At 64.4% G+C, this 17,115-nt stretch carries 12 protein-coding genes and 1 pseudogene; 9 read left to right on the top strand and 4 right to left on the bottom strand.

Annotated elements, in window-relative coordinates:
* Both EN781_RS06125 and EN781_RS06120 read right to left on the bottom strand, forming a co-directional pair.
* The coding region (locus EN781_RS06125; RefSeq protein ID WP_145965452.1) for an FAD-dependent oxidoreductase at positions 1–1,830 on the bottom strand (1,830 nt) is incomplete at its 3' end.
* An 86-nt stretch (positions 1,831–1,916) separates the two neighbouring features.
* Positions 1,917–3,494 (bottom strand): trimethylamine methyltransferase family protein, encoded by a 1,578-nt coding sequence (locus EN781_RS06120; protein WP_127399854.1) that lies wholly within the window; start codon positions 3,492–3,494, stop codon positions 1,917–1,919.
* Positions 3,495–3,697: 203 nt separating this feature from the next.
* On the opposite strand from EN781_RS06120, the gene EN781_RS06115 reads away from it, so the two are divergent.
* From EN781_RS06115 to EN781_RS06085, 7 genes are all read left to right on the top strand, one after another.
* On the top strand, positions 3,698–5,605 hold the full coding sequence (locus tag EN781_RS06115) for a phospholipase D-like domain-containing protein (protein WP_126054114.1): 1,908 nt from the start codon (positions 3,698–3,700) through the stop codon (positions 5,603–5,605).
* A gap of 27 nt (positions 5,606–5,632) precedes the next feature.
* Positions 5,633–5,884, top strand: coding sequence for a hypothetical protein (locus EN781_RS06110; protein ID WP_245492549.1), 252 nt, complete (start codon positions 5,633–5,635; stop codon positions 5,882–5,884).
* 22 nt (positions 5,885–5,906) lie between these two features.
* Positions 5,907–7,067: an MFS transporter gene (locus tag EN781_RS06105; RefSeq protein ID WP_126054115.1), complete on the top strand. Its 1,161-nt coding sequence runs from the start codon at positions 5,907–5,909 to the stop codon at positions 7,065–7,067.
* Between the two features lie 106 nt (positions 7,068–7,173).
* Positions 7,174–9,267: a prolyl oligopeptidase family protein gene (locus EN781_RS06100; RefSeq protein ID WP_126054116.1), complete on the top strand. Its 2,094-nt coding sequence runs from the start codon at positions 7,174–7,176 to the stop codon at positions 9,265–9,267.
* Between the two features lie 66 nt (positions 9,268–9,333).
* Positions 9,334–9,456 carry a capsid protein gene (locus EN781_RS34710; RefSeq protein WP_126054117.1) on the top strand — a complete coding sequence of 41 codons (123 nt, stop codon included), beginning with the start codon at positions 9,334–9,336 and terminating at the stop codon, positions 9,454–9,456.
* A gap of 52 nt (positions 9,457–9,508) precedes the next feature.
* Positions 9,509–10,888 carry an aspartate aminotransferase family protein gene (locus tag EN781_RS06090; RefSeq protein ID WP_126054118.1) on the top strand — a complete coding sequence of 460 codons (1,380 nt, stop codon included), beginning with the start codon at positions 9,509–9,511 and terminating at the stop codon, positions 10,886–10,888.
* Between the two features lie 190 nt (positions 10,889–11,078).
* Entirely contained in the window at positions 11,079–13,517 is a 2,439-nt protein-coding gene (locus tag EN781_RS06085; RefSeq protein ID WP_126054119.1) for an FAD-dependent oxidoreductase, read from the top strand.
* Between the two features lie 373 nt (positions 13,518–13,890).
* Here EN781_RS06085 and mmsB read toward each other — a convergent pair whose 3' ends face one another.
* Positions 13,891–14,775, bottom strand: a complete 885-nt coding sequence (mmsB, locus tag EN781_RS06080) for a 3-hydroxyisobutyrate dehydrogenase (protein WP_126054120.1) — start codon at positions 14,773–14,775, stop codon at positions 13,891–13,893.
* Between the two features lie 25 nt (positions 14,776–14,800).
* Positions 14,801–15,967 carry an isobutyryl-CoA dehydrogenase gene (locus EN781_RS06075; RefSeq protein WP_126054121.1) on the bottom strand — a complete coding sequence of 389 codons (1,167 nt, stop codon included), beginning with the start codon at positions 15,965–15,967 and terminating at the stop codon, positions 14,801–14,803.
* 138 nt (positions 15,968–16,105) lie between these two features.
* On the opposite strand from EN781_RS06075, the gene EN781_RS06070 reads away from it, so the two are divergent.
* On the top strand, positions 16,106–16,720 hold the full coding sequence (locus EN781_RS06070) for a dimethylsulfonioproprionate lyase family protein (protein WP_126059053.1): 615 nt from the start codon (positions 16,106–16,108) through the stop codon (positions 16,718–16,720).
* Positions 16,720–17,115, top strand: a pseudogene (locus EN781_RS06065) (AAA family ATPase); the annotation flags it as partial. The gene EN781_RS06070 and the pseudogene EN781_RS06065, both read left to right, overlap by 1 nt.

Below are 17,115 nucleotides of genomic sequence, written 5' to 3'. Positions count from 1 at the left end.
CATGAATCGGAAGGCCTTGGTGGAGATGTCGACATCGACCAGCTTCTGCAGCAGGTCGCGAGATTTCGGCCCGGCGATCGACAGGCCGACCAGTGTCTGGTCGAAGCGGTGGATGCGCACGGAGCCGTCCTTCGGCAGGTGCTTCTCGAACCAGCGCATATGGTATTTCTGCGCGGCCGACGAGCCCCAGATCATGAAGCGGTCCTCGCCTGACTTGGCGATGGTGAAGTCGCCGATCAGCTTGCCGAACTCGTTGACCATCGGGGTCAGCACGATGCGGCCAACCTTCGGCATGCGGTTGGTCATCAGCCGGTTGAGGAATTCCTCGGCTGACGGTCCGGAGACTTCGTATTTGGCGAAGTTGGCGATCTCGGTGACGCCGACCTTCTCACGCGTGGCGCGCACCTCCTCGCCGATCGGGCCGAAGTCGTTGGAGCGATGGAAGGAGACGATGTCCTTGGGCTCGGTACCCTTCGGGGCGAACCAGAGCGGGGTTTCCAAGCCCCACGAGTCGCCCATGACGGCGTTGTTGGCGAGCATGGTGTCGTAGAGCGGCGTCGTCTGCGCGGGGCGGGCGGCGGGCAACTCTTCGTTCGGGAAGCGGATCGAGAAGCGGCGCGAATAATTCTCGCGCACCTTGGCATTGGTGTACCGCAGGCTCGCCCATTCGCCGAAGCGGGCCACATCCATGCCCCAGACGTCGAAGCCCGGATCGCCATGCACCATCCAGTTGGAGAGCGCGAGGCCGACGCCGCCGCCCTGGCTGAAGCCGGCCATCACGGCGCAGGCGCACCAGAAATTGGTCAGGCCCTGCACCGGGCCTACCAGCGGGTTGCCGTCGAGCGCGAAGGTGAAGGGGCCATTGATGATCTGCTTGATGCCGGCCTTCTCGATGCCGGGGAAATGCTTGAAGCCGATCTCCAGCGACGGCGCGATGCGATCGATGTCGGGCTGCAAGAGTTCATGGCCGAAATCCCAGGGCGTGTTGACCGGCGACCACGGCTTGCAGGCCTTTTCATAGGTGCCGAGCAGGATGCCGTTGCGCTCCTGGCGGGTATAGATCTCGCCCTTGAAATCGAGCACGCCGATCATCTCGCGGCCAGTCGACTTGTTGAACTCCTCGACCTCCGGCATCGGCTCGGTGAGCAGGTACATATGCTCCATCGCCAGCACCGGCAGCTCGACGCCGACCATGCGGCCGATCTCGCGCGCCCACAGGCCACCGCAGTTGACGACGTGCTCGGCGTGGACCGTGCCCTGTTCGGTAACGACGTTCCAGGTGCCGTCCGGCTGCTGCGTCAGGTCGACGACACGGTTGCGCAGCACGATCTCAGCGCCAAGCTTCTTCGCCGCCTTCGAATAGGCGATGGTCGTGCCGGACGGGTCGAGATGGCCTTCGACCGGATCCCACATGGCGCCGACGAAGTTCTTGTCGTCCATCAGCGGGAACATCGCCTTGGCTTCCGACGGCGTGATCAGCTCGGTGTCCATGCCGAGATATCGGCCCTTGGCGTGGGCGAGCCGCAGAAAGTCCATGCGCTCAGGCGTATCCGCCATCATCACGCCGCCGGTGAGGTGCAGCGAGCAGGACTGGCCGGAAAGCTCCTCGATCTCCTTGTAGAGCTGCACCGTATAGGCCTGCAGCTTGGCGACGTTGGGGTCGCCGTTCAGCGTGTGAAAGCCGCCCGCCGCATGCCAGGAGGAGCCCGAGGTCAGTTCCGAACGCTCGATCAGCATGATGTCGGTCCAGCCGGCCTTGGCCAGATGGTAGAGCACCGAGCAGCCAACAACACCGCCGCCGATGACAACCGCTTTGACGTGAGATTTCATGAAGATAGGTCCGTGTTTGAAGAGATTGAATCATGTTTCGGCGCGCCGCCAGACATTGACCGGCGCACCGATTGGCGCGCAGAAAATCAAAAATCGGTCGGGGCGCCGCCTTCGGCGCGGCGTTTCTCGACGAAGTCGTTGAGTTCTTCGCGGGTCGCCGGGTCCATATAGGGTTCTTCGTAGGACGCCAGCCGCTCCTTCCAGACCCGGTTGGCCTTTTCGAGCGCCGTTGGCGAACCGGCTTCCGTCCAGCTTTCGAAATTGCGCCAGTCGGAGAGGATTGGCGAGTAGAAGGCGGTCTTGTAGCGGTCCTGCGTGTGCTGGGTGCCGAAGAAGTGGCCGCCCGGGCCGACCGACTGGATGGCGTCGAAGCCGAGCGCGTCCTCGGACAGGTCGAGCGGGGTCAGGAACTCGGCCACCATCTGCAGCAGGTCGATGTCGAGGATGGTCTTTTCGTAGGAGCAGCGCAGGCCGCCCTCGAGCCAGCCGGCCCCGTGCATCATCAGATTGCCGCCGCCCTGGATGGCGCCCCACAGCGAAAAGACGCTTTCGTAGGCGGCCTGTGCGTCGACCGTGTTGGCAGCGCAGGTGTTGGAGGTGCGGTAGGGGATGTTGTAGCGGCGGGCGAGCTGGCCGCCGACGAGCTGCGCCTTCATGTATTCGGGCGTGCCGAAGGCCGGCGCGCCCGACTTCATGTCGACATTGGAGGTGAAGCCGCCATAGCCGACCGGCGCGCCTGTCTTCACCATCTGCGCAAACGCGATGCCTGATAGCGCTTCCGCATTCTGCTGCACCAGCGCGCCGGCGATTGTGACAGGCGCCATCGCGCCCGACAGCGTGAACGGCGTGACGATGACGACCTGGCCTTTGCTCGACATCTGGATGATGCCTTCCATCATCGGCACGTCGAGCTTGAGTGGCGAGTTGGTGTTGATGATGGTGAAGACGGAAGGCTCTTCCAGCATCTGCTCATGGCTGACGCCGCGCGCGATCCTGGCGATCTCGATGCCGTCGACATTGCGCTCCTTGCCGAGCGAATAGACGTGGAACACCTTGTCGGTCAGCATGGCGAGGTCGCGGATGCATTCCAGGTGCCGGACCGAGGGGTGGATGTCGATCGGCTCGACCGGATAGCCGCCGGTGCAGTTGAGGATGTTGTGCATCTGCGCCAGGCGCAGGAAGTTGCGGTAGTCGGCCTGGTTGCCCGGCCGGCGGCCGCGGTCGAGATCGGAGCAGTTGGGCGCCGAGGCCATCATCGAGAGGATCACGTTGTTGCCGCCGAAGCGCACATTGTGCGCCGGGTTGCGGGCATGCAGCGTGAATTCCGACGGGCAGTGCGAGATCAATTCGAGGATTAGGTCGCTGTCGAAGCGCACCCGCTCGCTGCCCGCGGTCACATCAGCTCCATGTTCCTTCATGATGCGGCGCGCTTCGTCATGCAGCACGTCGACGCCGATCTCCTTCAAGACCCGCAGTGAAGCGAGGTGGATCGATTCCAATTCGTCGTCGGAAACCAGCCTGGTCGGCGTGAGCGGATTCCTCAGCTGCCGGAAGGGCGGCTGCTCGAACGCAGCCGAGCCGCCGGCGCGCTTGCCCGCGCGGCCACCACGGCGGGCGCGATCGGTTGCCAGTGCCGGTTCGGCGGGGGGGAGGGCAGCGGTCATGAAAAGCCTCATGGGATGCGAAAGTGAGCGGCATAATGGACCGCCGCCAATGCCGCCGGTAAGGAGGCGGCGACCACTAGGATTAGGGAAGCGACATGACGGAAGGGCATCCGATCGCCTGCCGTCCCGCAACGTGAAGCCTGTTACAGTTCCGTCTTTTACTTCCGCTATACTTGTGCGCCGAGCATCTCGAGGGGGTAGCGATGCCTGATGTCATCAAAGTGCGTGCGGCGACCAACAACGAGGTCGCGTTCCTGGCGTGGGATATTGACGGGATGATCCCGGGCTGCCTCGGCTTCGAGATCGTCCGCCTCTATCCCGACACCGGGGAGGAGCGCTGCCTGGCGGCGTGGGTGCCGTTCAAGGGACAGCGCAATCCAAGGTGGATACCCCAGGACACCGGCGTCTGGCCGGTGCAGAAGACCTTCTGGCGCGACCTCACGATGCGCCGGCGCCGCGACAGCATCGATCTGAGGCCGGAAGGCGAGATGATCGCCTATCGCGTGCGCCCGGTTGGCGACATGAAACCGGGACTCGAACCGGTGCCGGTGTGTCCGGACCAGGTGGTGGACGGCAAACCTGCCTATGCCGGAACGCCGCGGCCGCTCGGCTATCTCGGCCAGGGCGCCGTCAGCCCGCCGATCTTCCTCGGACAGATGTTCGGCAAGGCGCGGGTCGCCTTCACCAATGGTGTTTTGTCGACGCAGTGGATGTCGCGCGCACTGGCGGAAGCCGGCATCAAGGTCGGGCAGCGCGATAAGATCAGGGCGGAGCTGCAGAACCCGGCGAGCAAGATACGCGCCTATCTGCATGGAGATGTGCCTGATGTGCTGACCAGCCTGATGAAGCGGGCCAAGGCCGAAGGTGGCACCGTCAGGCTCGCGCTCTATGAGCTTGGCGACGACGAATTGTGCGACGCGATCGTCGCCGCCAAGGATGTCGTCGAGGTCATTCTTGCCAATTCGGGCAAAGACGACCAGACGAAGGCCTGGGATTTCGGTAACGCGCCGTTCAGGAAACGCCTGCGCGACGCTGGCGTCACGGTGACGGACCGCCTGTTCAACAACAACCATATCGGCCACAACAAGTTCGCCGTCTACCGCGATGCCCAGGGCAATCCACAGGCGGTGATGACCGGCAGCACCAACTGGACCTCGACCGGCATCTGCGGGCAATCCAACAACGCCTTCATCCGCGACGACCCGGCGATTGCGGAAGTGTTCAATGCCTATTGGGAGCGCATGAAGGCCGACGTCTTCCCACCGCCGGCGAGCGAAAGTGCCGCCGGACATGTGGCGCAAAAGCAGGGCGTGCCGTTTCGCGCGGAAAACCACATTTCGAACCCGCTGAACGGCGCCTCGGCACCGCTGGACGGCATGACGGTGTGGTTTTCGCCGAACGATCCCGAGCGTAGCAAGAAGGATATCTCGGTGCGCCCGGTCGACCTCGCGGACGTCTTCGCCCGCATCAAGGCGGCGAAGCGCGCGGTGCTCTTCCTCGTGTTCAATCCGTCGCGGCTCGGCGAGAACTCGATCGTTGACCAGGCGGTCGCGGCGGCGAATGCAGATCCGAAGCTGATCGTGCAGGGTGCGATCAGCGACGAGACCGCCATGCCCAACTATGTCGCGCCGACCAAGGATCCGGTGACTCACAAATCGAACAAGGACGGCAAGTCGCCCTTCGTCTATCCGGAGAAGGTCTGGGAGGCGCCGAACGTCTCGATCGTCAGGGCGGCAAACCTGACCGGCGCCACAGTCGCCCGCGATTTCCAGGCGGAGGTGCTGACCGTTGGCCACGCCATCGTGCACGACAAGATCGTCATCATCGATCCGATGGAGGACAATGCCACCGTCATCACCGGCAGCCACAACCTTGGCTACAAGGCGTCGTACGAAAATGACGAGAACCTGGTCATCGTCGAAGGCGACAAAACCTTTGCCGCCGCTTATGCGGTGCACATGCTCGACGTCTTCGACCATTACAAGTTCCGCGCCTGGCGCCGGACAATCGGAAAGGGGCCTTCGGCCGACGACGGGATTTCCATCGACGACAAGTGGCTGAAGCCCTATGCCGACGGCAAGAAGGGGGCGATCGCTCGCTATTTCCCGTAGCCTTTGTCCGCGTGCCTTCCATGCGCAGTGGCCGTTGGCCGGCAATGCCGCCTTCTCGCTGACGTCGGCGCCGGCGGCATTGTCGACCCGCCCGGCGGCGGGGCGCTGATGCAGGCAATCGGCCCGCTTGGCCTGCCGGCGGTGATCGTCGGGCTCGATGCGCTGCTGGTGGGTGTTGCGCTCTACAGGTCGGCCAGCCGCGAAGTTCCTGACAGGGTTTGGCTGGAGCAAGCGGTTTTCGCGGGCGAGGGGGTTACGGCTGTTCAGCCGAACCGCTAAGGCTGCCGGCGGAGGAATGGCCATGAGCGCTGCGGAAACGAACAGCGACGAGACAATGCAATGGGCGGCGATCACCGGCGTGATCGCGACCGTCTCGGTCTTCGCCATAGCGCAAGGTTTAAGCTACCCGCTGCTCAGCTTCATCCTGCAGCGCCAGGGCATCTCGCCGGCGATGATCGGCCTTTCGGCGGCGATGACGCCGATCGGCTTCATCCTGTCCTCGCCGATGATCCCGGCGCTGGCGCGCCGTTTCGGCCCAGGGCGGACAGCACTTACCTGCGCCGCGCTTTCCGCGCTCGCGCTGGCGCTGGTCGGCTGGACGCAGAACGTCTATCTGTGGTTCCCGCTGCGCTTCCTGATCGGCGTCGTCACCAACCCGCTCTATGTTCTCAGCGAAATCTGGGTGATCGCGCTGGCGCCACCGTCGCGCCGCGGCCGCGTCATGGGCGTATATTCGACTGTCATTTCGGCCGGCTTCGCCACAGGTCCGCTCTGCCTGCTTGCGGTCGGCACCGAGGGCTGGCCGCCATTCCTGGTCGGCATCTCCGCGTTTGTCTTCTGCGGCGGCTGCCTGGCGCTGGTGCTCGGGCGCCTGCCCAAGGTCGACGAGGCCGGACACCAGGTTTCGGTGATGGGCTTCATGCCAAAGGCATGGCTGCTGCTCGCCGCCGTGGTCGTGGCCGCCGGCTTCGAGCAGGCGGTGCTGGCGCTGCTGCCGGTCTACGGCACCCACTACGGCATTGCCGAGGCCAGCATGTCGGCGCTGCTGTCGGCGATGATCGCCGGCAACATCGCCATGCAGGTGCCGCTCGGCCTGCTGGCCGAACGGCTGACGGCGCGCCTGGTGCGATTCCTGTGCGTGGCGCTCACCGTGCTCGGCTGCGTGCTGTTGCCGCTGCTCATCGAGACGCCGTTGATCTGGCCCTGCGTGTTCATCTGGGGGGCTGTCTCCTACGGCATCTATACGATGTCGATCATCGAACTCGGCGAGCGCTTCACGGGCTCGGCGCTGGTCGCCGGCAATGCCGCCTTCTCGCTGATGTGGGGCGTCGGCGGCATCCTGGTGCCGCCGCTCACCGGCGGCGTCATGGATGCGATCGGCGCCTCCGGTCTGCCGATCACGCTCGGCACGATTTGCGCTGCGCTGGCGGTGGCGACCGTTTTACGCAGGCGTGTGGTGTGAACGAAAGGCCGCTTTCGTCGCGACAAGCTGTCGTTGCCATCTTGAATGTGGGCGTCCGTGAGGCGATGTAGGCGAAACCGCCTGACAATGCCTTCGGAGATCGCGCGTGACCCAATCGACGACAAAGAGCCAGACTGAACCGGCCGCCCACGATCCCTATCTCTGGCTGGAAGACCGCAGCAGCAAGGAGGCGCTCGACTGGGTGCACGCTCAGAACGGGGTCACCGTCGTCGAATTGCAGGGGGATCCCGGCTACCAGGCTTCGTTCGAAACCGCGCTCGACCTGATGACGGCCGAGGACAACATCCCGGTCGGAGCGGCAATCAACGGCCATGTGTACAATTTCTGGCAGGACAAGACCAACGTGCTGGGCCTGTGGCGCCGCACGACGGTCGCTTCCTACAAGACCGAAAAGCCCGAATGGGAGACGATCATCGATTTCGACGTGCTCTCGGCCAAAGAGGGCGTCAAATGGGTGTTCAGCGGTGCGAGCCGGCTTTACCCGGACTTCAACCGCTGCCTGGTGAGCATGTCGCCGGACGGCGGCGATGCCAGTGAAATGCGCGAATTCGACATCGCCGCGAAGTCCTTCGTCGAAGGCGGTTTTCGTGCGCCCGCCTCGAAGTCGGGTTTTTCCTGGCTGGACGAGGGCACCGTCATCGTCTCGGCGGCCTTCGAGGAGGACGACAAGACGCAGTCCGGCTATCCGCGCGTGGTCAAGCTGTGGAAGCGCGGCACCAGGCTTGAAGACGCCACGCCGATCTTCGAGGCCGACAAGCAGGATCTTGCGGCTGGCGGCGGGGTCGAGATCGACGGCAACAGGCGGCATCTGTTCCTGGCCCGCACCATCGACTTCTTCTCCTCGCACAGCTTCCTGCGGCTCGCTTCCGGCGAGAACCGACGCATCCCGCTGCCAGACGACGCGACCGACACCGCGATCTTCCACGGACAACTCGTCTTCGGCGTGCGCAGCCCGTGGACGGCGCCGGACGGCACGCGCTGCCTGCCCGATGGGCTTTACTCACTGGATTTCGGACGTTGGATCGACACCAGCGTGCTGGGACCGGTCGAAACCGTACTCGCGCCGGCGCCTCGCGTTTCGATCGCTGGGTTGGCCCGCACCGATCAGCGGCTGTTCATCAACCTGATGGACAATGTGCGCGGTAAAGTCGTCGCTTGCGACCGGACGGGAAAAAGCTGGTCGCTGAAGCCAGTCGGTCTGCCCGAAAACGGCAATGTTGGCATCAGCCATGCGGAGCATTTCGGCGCCAGTGTCTCGTTCTCCTTCACCGATTTCCTGACGCCGAGCTCGATCATCTGGTCGGACGACGACGGCGAGACGCTGAAGACAGTGAAGGCGCAGCCGGCGCGCTTCGATGCCTCGCCCTTCATCTCCGAACAGTTCGAGGCACGCTCGAGCGATGGCACGATGATCCCCTATTTCGTGGTCAGGCGGCGCGACCAGGGCGGACCGGTGCCGACGCTGCTCTACGGCTATGGCGGCTTCGAGGTGCCGCTTCTGCCGGGCTATGCCGGCGTGCGCGGCCGGCTCTGGCTGGAGAAGGGCAACGCCTATGTGCAAGCCAACATACGCGGCGGCGGCGAGTTCGGCCCGGCCTGGCACCAGGCGGCGCTCAAGGGTAACCGTCAGAACGCCTTCGACGATTTCGCCGCGGTGGCAGAGGATCTCGTCAAGCGCGGCATCACGACGGCGGCGCAGCTCGGGATCCAGGGTGGCTCAAACGGCGGCCTGCTGACCGGCACGTCACTGATCCAGCGTCCGGAACTGTTCGGGGCCGTCATCATCGACGTGCCGCTGCTCGACATGCTGCGCTACACTGAACTGCCGCCCGGGGCTTCGTGGATCGCCGAATATGGCGATCCCTCGAAGCCGGAAGAGGCGGCATGGCTGGCGGCCTACTCGCCCTATCAACATGTCAAAGTGGGTGGCGACTATCCGCCGGTTCTGCTGATGACCTCAACCGCGGACGACCGCGTCCATCCCGGCCATGCCCGCAAGATGGCGGCGCGCCTGCAGGAGGCCGGCCACGGCAGGACGCTGTTCTTCGAGGAAACGGAAGGCGGACATGGCGGGCGCGGCGATCGTCGTCCTCAAGCGGCGCAAACGGCGATGCGCTATGTCTTCCTGCAGCGGGCGCTGGAGCATCGGACGGAAAAGGGGAAACCGGTTTTCGGATAATCCGATGCACTTTCGAAAACCTGCCACGGCTTGAATTCAAGGCCAAGGGCGGCTTAAGGTGCCGCCATGGCTTGCACGAAGACATCAGGCGCCTTCGGGGTTGCGGTGACGCCGTCACCGCGCACGCTTCGTGCTGAGCTGCTCAGGCTTTGCGCCCGCATCGGCTATTCGCCGCCCGCCTGTCTCTGACGAATCCAGCCCCGGCATTTGCCGGATTGATTCCAGAGGAAAGATCAAATCCATGACCTATCAGAACTATTCGCTGAAGCAGCTTCAGCAGATCGACGCCGCGCATCACCTTCACCCGTTCACCGACCACAAGGAACTGCGCGAGATCGGCTCGCGCATCATCACCCGTGCCGACGGGCCGTTCATCTATGATGCCGAGGGCACCGAGATCCTCGACGGCATGGCCGGCCTGTGGTGCGTCAATGTCGGCTATGGCCGCAATGAGCTGGCCGAGGCCGGCTATGCCCAGATGAAGGAGCTGCCCTACTACAACTCCTTCTTCAAATGCTCGACGCCGACGCCTGTGCTGTTGTCGAAGAAGCTGGCGGAACTGGCGCCGAAGCACGTCGGCCAAGTGTTCTACGGCTCGTCCGGCTCGGAGGCCAACGACACGGCGCTCAGGCTCGTCCGTCACTACTGGGCGCTCGAGGGCAAGCCGGAGAAGAACCGCGTCATCTCGCGCAAGATGGGCTATCACGGTTCGACCATTGCCGGCACCTCGCTCGGCGGCATGGAGCCGATGCACAAGCAGCTCGGCGGCGCCGTTCCCAACATCGTCCATGTGATGATGCCCTATGCCTACGAACTCGCGCTGCCCGGCGAAAGCGACCATGATTTCGGCCTGCGCGCGGCCAAGGCCGTCGAGGACGCCATCCTCGAGGCCGGCGCCGACAAGGTGGCCGCCTTCATCGGCGAGCCGGTGATGGGTGCCGGCGGGGTGAAGATCCCGCCGCTGAGCTACTGGCCGGAAGTGCAACGCATCTGCCGCAAGTACGACGTGCTCCTGATGCTCGACGAGGTGATCACCGGCTATGGCCGCACCGGCGAATGGTTCGCGGCGCAGACCTTCGGCGTCGAGCCCGACACCATCACAACGGCCAAGGCGCTGACGTCCGGCTACCAGCCGCTGTCGGCGCTGCTGGTCGGCGACCGCATCAGTGCGACGCTGGTCGAGAAGGGCGGCGAGTTCTATCACGGCTACACCTATTCCGGTCACCCCGTGGCCTGCGCCGTGGCGCTGAAGAACCTCGAGATCATCGAGCGCGAAGGCCTGGTCGAGCGGGTCAGGAACGACACCGGTCCCTACTTCGCCCAGGTGCTGCAGGAGCGCATCGCCGGGCACAATCTGGTCGGCGAGGTGCGCTCGATCGGACTGATGGGGGCGATCGAGATCGTCAAGGACAAGGCGACGAAGGAGCGTTACCTGCCGTCGGGAAGTGCTGCCGTCGTCGTGCGCGACCATGCGATCGCCCAAGGCATGATGCTGCGCGCCACCGGCGACACGATGATCCTGTCGCCGCCGCTGATCTGGACGCGCGAGACGGTCGACATGGCCTGCGACCGCATCGCCAGGGCACTCGATCTCGCCGAAGCGGATTTGCGCAAGCGCTGAACGAAACAGCCGGGCGTCGCCAGCGACGGCGCCCGGCTTCTCTTGGGCGTTAGTCGCGATCGTGGACCAACGGCCGGGCCGTACTGCCGTGTCCCAGCCCAGGAAATGTGCTGAAAAGCCGGATGCCGTCTGACAGTATGCGCCAGGGTTCATGTGAACCAACGGCAATTTCATGCAAGGGCAGGCGTGTATGGTGAGTTCCTTTCGTGCGGTCGTGGTCGGTGGCGGCTGCGTGGGCACAGGCATTCTTTATGGCCTGGCGAAACGCGGCTGGACCGATGTGGCATTGCTGGAGAGGACGCAGCTTACCGCCGGCTCGACATGGCATGCCGCAGGGCTCATTCCGTCCTACGCGCGCAGCCGCAACGTCGGCCGCATGATCGCCAGGTCGATTGAGATCTATGAGGGCCTGGAAGCCGAGACGGGCCAGAGTGTCGGCTGGCACAAATGCGGCCAGCTGCGCATTGCCAACACGCGCGACCGGCTCGACGAGTACAAGAGCTATATGGATGTCGCTGAGGTCCAGGGTCTGCGGGCCCGGATCGTATCGCCGGCGGAGGCGCGCGAGATCTGGCCGCTGCTCGACAACAAGGACATGCTGGGTGCCCTTTACCACCCCGACGATGGCCACATTGCACCCGCGGATGTCACCCAGGCGATGGCCAAGGGCGCACGCGACCTCGGCGCGAAGGTCCATCTCGACACCGAAGTTGTTGGGTTCGAGCGGATGCCGGGCGGCGAGTGGAAGGTCAACACATCGCGCGGCGACATCCTCTGCGAGCACGTCATCCTTGCTACGGGCAACTATGCGCGCCAGACCGGCGCCATGCTGGGTCTGGACATTCCGGCGATCCCGATCGTCCATCAGTACTGGATCACCGAGGCGGTTCCAGAGATTGTGGAGCGCAAACGGCTGGGCCTACCGGAAATGCCGATCCTCAGGGACGAGGGCTACGAGGGCTATCTGCGCGAAGAGGGGGATGGGCTGCTGTTCGGTCCCTATGAGCGCACGGAACAGCTCAAGCTGTTCGCCGAAAACGGCGTCCCGGAATGGTTCGGCGCCGATTTGCTCGATGAGGATTTCGACGCTGTTTCCTGGAACTGGGAGCGTGCCAGCGAATTGGTCCCCGCGCTGGGGCGCGCGGGCATCAAGCGGAATGTGCGGGGACCTTTCCAGATGACGGCCGATGAACTGCCGCTGATGGGACAGGCCTGGGGCCTTGAGAATGTCTGGCTCGCCGAAGGCGTGCCAGGGGGCATCCTCTGGGGCGGAGCTATCGGCTATTACCTTTCCGAGCGGATCGTGGAGGGCGGCAACAGCATCGATACGGCGGAGCTCGATCCCCGCCGCTTTGGCCACTATGCCAACAAGAACTGGACCCGGGCAAAAGTCAGGGAAGCCTGGGGTACGCACGCGGTACAGCACTATCCAGGCCAGGACATGCCGGCGGCGCGACCACAGAAAACGGCACCGTCCTACGATCGCCTGAGCCAGCTCGGCGCGGTATGGGACGTGTTGAACGGCTGGGAGATGCCGAGCTGGTTCGCGCCCGCGGGTGTCGAAGCGCGAAACATCTATGGCTGGCGCTGGACCCCCAAAGGCAACCACGTCGCCGAGGAAGTCCAGGCCGTCCGTCAGGCCGTGGGGCTGGTCGAGATGACGCCGATGACCAAGTTCGAGGTCAGCGGCCCAGGCACCGAGGCCTGGCTCGACGGAATCCTTGCCAACAAGCTGCCTCGTCCCGGTCGTGTCGCCCTTGCCCATCACCTGACGCGGGCCGGTGGCGTGCAGGCCGAGTATGTGGTGGCGCGGCTGCAGAACGGTCTGTTCTACCTCATATCGACGCCGCGCGCCGAGCGCTGCAATTTTGACGACTTGAGCCGGCTGCTGCCGCAGAGCGGCAACGTGCAGCTTCGCAATGTCACCGACGATCGCGGCAGCTTCACAATCGTTGGACCGAAGGCGCGGGAGGTATTGCAGCCGCTGACGGAAGTCGATCTCTCCAACGAGGCCTTCCCATGGTTCAGCGTGCGGTCCGGGACCGTCGGCCTGGCCAGCGACGTGCGCCTGCTGCGCGTCAACTACTCAGGCGAACTGGGATGGGAGCTCTATCATCCGCTCTGTTATCAGCGGCATCTGCTGGACGCGCTTCTGGCGTCGGGCGAGGCGCACGGGCTCAGACCGGTTGGACTTCAAGCACTGGAGTCCCTGCGTCTCGACAAGTCCTACCGGGCCATGTACCGCGACATGAATCCCGAACTGTCGGCCTGGGAAAGCGGTCTTGACCGCTTCGTCAGCCTCGACAAGGGGGACTTCATCGGCCGGGCGGCGCTGGTCGCGAAACAGAAGCAGGGGACGGGACGCCGGATCGCCACTCTGTCGATCGATACCGACGGTGCCAGCGCTTTCGCCTTCGAGGGTGTTTACCGCGATGGCGAGCTCGTCGGCCATGTCACCTCGGCAGGCTATTCCTATAGTTTTTGTCACGACATCGCACTTGCGCTGCTGCCTCTCGAACTCGCCGCGCCCGGCACCGAACTGGAAGTTTCAATCCTTGGCGAGCGCCGCTCGGCAAAGGTGATTGCCGACTCGCCCTACGATCCGGAAGGTCTGCGCGGGCGCATGTAAGCATCCCCGGGCAGGAATGTCGGACTGATAGGCGATCCCAAGATCGCCGTACGCCGGGCTCTGGCAACGAAGACCACGCGCTAATTCCGACCGCGGCAATCGAAATACAGGCGGTGCAAAACGCAAAAACCGCGTCCCATCGGGAACGCGGCTTTGCCAGATACGCATGGCGTTTCGCTACAAGCGACTTGCGAAACTTACGGGCTCCGGTACGCGAGACCTGATCCGGAGCGCCGGGCGGATGCGATATGTCCGCCTCGCAGTCCGTTTTATAGGCACATCGTTACCGGCCGGTTATCGAGACCTTAAGCAAATCTAAATTTGCCGGTTTCTGACCGAAAAAACTCGCTAATAAGCCTGTGAAAGCAGGGCGTTATGCCTGATTGCCGCGTAGGAAATTTATAATGCCGGAAAAATCGGCGCCGGCATTTCCCTGCGCGTTGAACAGCGCGTAGAGCTGCGTCGCCCCGGCCCCGAGCGGCGTCACCGCGCCGGCGCCTTGCGCTGCCTCCTGCGACAGCTTCAAATCCTTCAGCATGAGGGCGGCGGCGAAGCCCGGCTTGTAGTCGCGGTTGGCGGGCGAGGCCGGCACCGGCCCTGGCACCGGGCAATATGTGGTGAGTGACCAGCATTGGCCCGACGAGGTCGAGGCGACGTCGAACAGCGCCTGGTGCGACAGTCCGAGCTTTTCCGCCAGCACGAAGGCTTCGGCGACGCCGATCATCGAGATGCCGAGGATCATGTTGTTGCAGATCTTGGCCGCCTGTCCGGCGCCGTCGTCGCCGCAATGGACGATGCGGCCAGCCATCGGCTTCAGGGCCGGCTCGGCCTTGGCGAAGGCGTCCTTCGAGCCGCCGGCCATAAAGGTCAACGTGCCGGCGGTGGCGCCGCCTGTGCCGCCCGAGACCGGCGCGTCGATCGACAGCAGGCCGTGCTTGCTGGCGATAGCGTGGGCCTTGCGCGCCGATTCGACGTCGATGGTGGAAGAGTCGATGAACAGCGCGCCTTTCTTCGCCTTGGGCGCGATGTCCTCATAGACCGACAGCACATGCTTGCCGGCAGGCAGCATGGTTATGACGACATCGGCGTCCTTCACCGCGGCAGGGGCGTTGGCCATGACGGTCACGCCGTGCTCCTTGGCGACGGTGAGGTTCTCCGGCACCAGGTCGAAGCCGTGCACAGAATGCCCGGCCTTGACCAGGTTGGCGGCCATCGGATTGCCCATATTACCCAAGCCGATGAAGGCGATGGTTGCCATCGTTTTTCTCCCGAAATTGTCTGGTTCAGCGCCCGATCAGCGCGCGTGCGATGATGACGCGCATGATCTCGTTAGTGCCTTCGAGGATCTGGTGGACGCGCAGGTCGCGCACCAGTTTCTCGACGCCGTAATCGTGTAGATAGCCATAGCCGCCATGCAACTGCAGCGCCTCGTTGGCGACGTCGAAGCCGACATCGGTGACGAAGCGCTTGGCCATCGCCGACCATTTGCCGGCGTCGGGCGCCTTGCGGTCGAGCTTCGAAGCGGCGGCGTAGAGGAAGATGCGCGCCGCCTGCAACTCGGTCTCCATGTCGGCCAGCCTGAACTGCAGCGCCTGGAACTGGTTGATCTTCGAGCCGAAGGCCTTGCGCTCGCCTGTATAGGATAAAGCCTTGTCGAGCGCCGACTGCGCGCCGCCGAGCGAGCAGGCGGCGATGTTCAGCCGGCCGCCGTCGAGGCCGGCCATGGCGATGCCGAAGCCTGCGCCTTCCGTGGCGAGCAGGTTCTCGACCGGCACCTTGCAATCCTCGAAGATGACCTGGCGGGTCGACTGCATGTGCCAGCCCATCTTGTGCTCGTTGGCGCCGAAGGAGAGGCCTGGTGCATCCTTGGGCACGACGAAGGTCGAGATGCCTTTCGGTCCGTCGGCACCGGTGCGGGCCATGACGACATAGAGGTCGCTGTCGCCGGCGCCGGAGATGAACTGCTTGGCGCCGTTGAGCACATAGTCGCCGCCGCTTTTCACCGCGCGCGTCTTCAGCGCCGCGGCATCCGAGCCGGAGCCCGGCTCGGTCAGGCAATAGCTCGCCAGCCATTCCATCGAGGTCAGCATCGGCAAGAAACGCTGGCGCTGCTCCTCGCTGCCGAAGCGGTCGATCATCGACGCCGCCATGTTGTGGATCGAGATGAAGGATGAAAATGCCGGGTCGGCGCGGGCGAGCGCCTCGAAGATCAGCACGGCATCGAGCCGCCCGAGGGCCGAACCGCCAACGTCGTCGCGGACATAGATGCCGCCGAGGCCGAGCGGCCCGGTTTCGCGAATCACGTCGGCCGGGAAATGTTTCGCACGGTCCCAGTCGAGCGCGTTCGGTGCGACACGGTCGGCGGCGAAGGCCTCGGCCATCTCTTGGATGGCGCGCTGCTCCTCGGTGAGTTCGAATTGGCTGGTGCTCGCATCGACCGCGGCGTCCATGGCGTGCTCCCTGTCGTTTTAGGCCTTCTGGCCTGTCGTTTTTGGCTTTGCGCGCCAGTCAATCTAGACCAATGATGCCGCCGCGCAACCCGCCCGGTCGCGGAGCGGCTGTGCATGGATGGACCAACGGAGCATGGCGTGACGACAGTCTTCGACGAACTGCTCGATCGTTTCCACGCCTATCTCAGGACCGTGGACAGCGCTCTGGTCAGCGACGCCGTCGCCCGCATCGATTGGGGCATGCCGGTGCGTCCGCTGCAGCCGCGTCGGCTCGCCTGCCTGCGCCATCTCGATCGCATCGCCGAACTTGCGCCGCCGGACATCCGGCCCCTGACGCGATTCGTGGCGGAGCATCGCGGCGATCTGCGCTGGGGCCAAACCTACAGCGTCTCGGATTTCGGCCGGGCGTTCCTGGACAATTACGGCTGGCTGGAGGTTTTCGGCACGCGCGGCCATTTCGTCAATGACGAGGTCGCGGCCGGCTTGCTGATCCTCGGGCCCGCGATCGTCTATCCCGACCACCATCACATTGCCGAGGAGATCTACATTCCGCTGACCGGCAGCACGGAGTGGCACAAGGGCGAAAGCGGATTTCACGTTCGCGAAGCCGGCGAGGTGATCCACCATCCTTCGAACGTCAGCCATGCCATGCGAACGGGCCAGGAGCCGCTGCTCGCGCTCTACATCTGGCGTGGCGGGCCGCTGGCGCAGAAGTCGACAATCCCGGGCACCGTCACGCAAGGCAGGGGCTGATGGCGGCCAAAGCGATCATGCTGCAAGGCACCGGCTCCGATGTCGGCAAGAGCGTGCTGGTCGCGGGGCTCTGTCGTGCGGCGAAGAAGCGTGGGCTGAAGGTGCGGCCGTTCAAGCCGCAGAACATGTCGAACAATGCCGCCGTCGCCGACATTCCCGGCAACAACAAGGCCGGTGGCGGCGAGATCGGCCGCGCGCAATGGCTGCAAGCGATCGCCTGCGGCGTGACGCCGACCGTCCACATGAACCCGGTGCTGCTCAAACCGCAGAGCGATGTCGGCTCGCAGGTCGTGGTGCAGGGCAAGGTGTTCGGCGAGGCTAGGGCGCGCGACTACCAGGCGATGAAAGGCCGGCTGATGGACGCCGTGCTGGACTCATGGGCGAAGGTCGGCGAG

Origin of the sequence: Mesorhizobium sp. M4A.F.Ca.ET.090.04.2.1, assembly GCF_003999085.1 — a bacterium.
GTDB lineage: Bacteria > Pseudomonadota > Alphaproteobacteria > Rhizobiales > Rhizobiaceae > Mesorhizobium.
Note: the sequence above shows the minus strand (reverse complement) of the source record. Positions and strands in the feature narration are given on the sequence as shown.

Bases quoted from the DNA above. Each gene is read 5' to 3' on its own strand.
- EN781_RS06105 (WP_126054115.1), top strand. From the start codon at position 5,907: ATGAGCGCTGCGGAAACGAACAGCGACGAGACAATGCAATGGGCGGCG.
- EN781_RS06075 (WP_126054121.1), bottom strand. From the start codon at position 15,967: ATGGACGCCGCGGTCGATGCGAGCACCAGCCAATTCGAACTCACCGAG.
- EN781_RS06115 (WP_126054114.1), top strand. From the start codon at position 3,698: ATGCCTGATGTCATCAAAGTGCGTGCGGCGACCAACAACGAGGTCGCG.
- mmsB (WP_126054120.1), bottom strand. From the start codon at position 14,775: ATGGCAACCATCGCCTTCATCGGCTTGGGTAATATGGGCAATCCGATG.
- EN781_RS34710 (WP_126054117.1), top strand. From the start codon at position 9,334: ATGGCTTGCACGAAGACATCAGGCGCCTTCGGGGTTGCGGTGACGCCG.
- EN781_RS06085 (WP_126054119.1), top strand. From the start codon at position 11,079: ATGGTGAGTTCCTTTCGTGCGGTCGTGGTCGGTGGCGGCTGCGTGGGC.
- EN781_RS06120 (WP_127399854.1), bottom strand. From the start codon at position 3,494: ATGACCGCTGCCCTCCCCCCCGCCGAACCGGCACTGGCAACCGATCGC.
- EN781_RS06090 (WP_126054118.1), top strand. From the start codon at position 9,509: ATGACCTATCAGAACTATTCGCTGAAGCAGCTTCAGCAGATCGACGCC.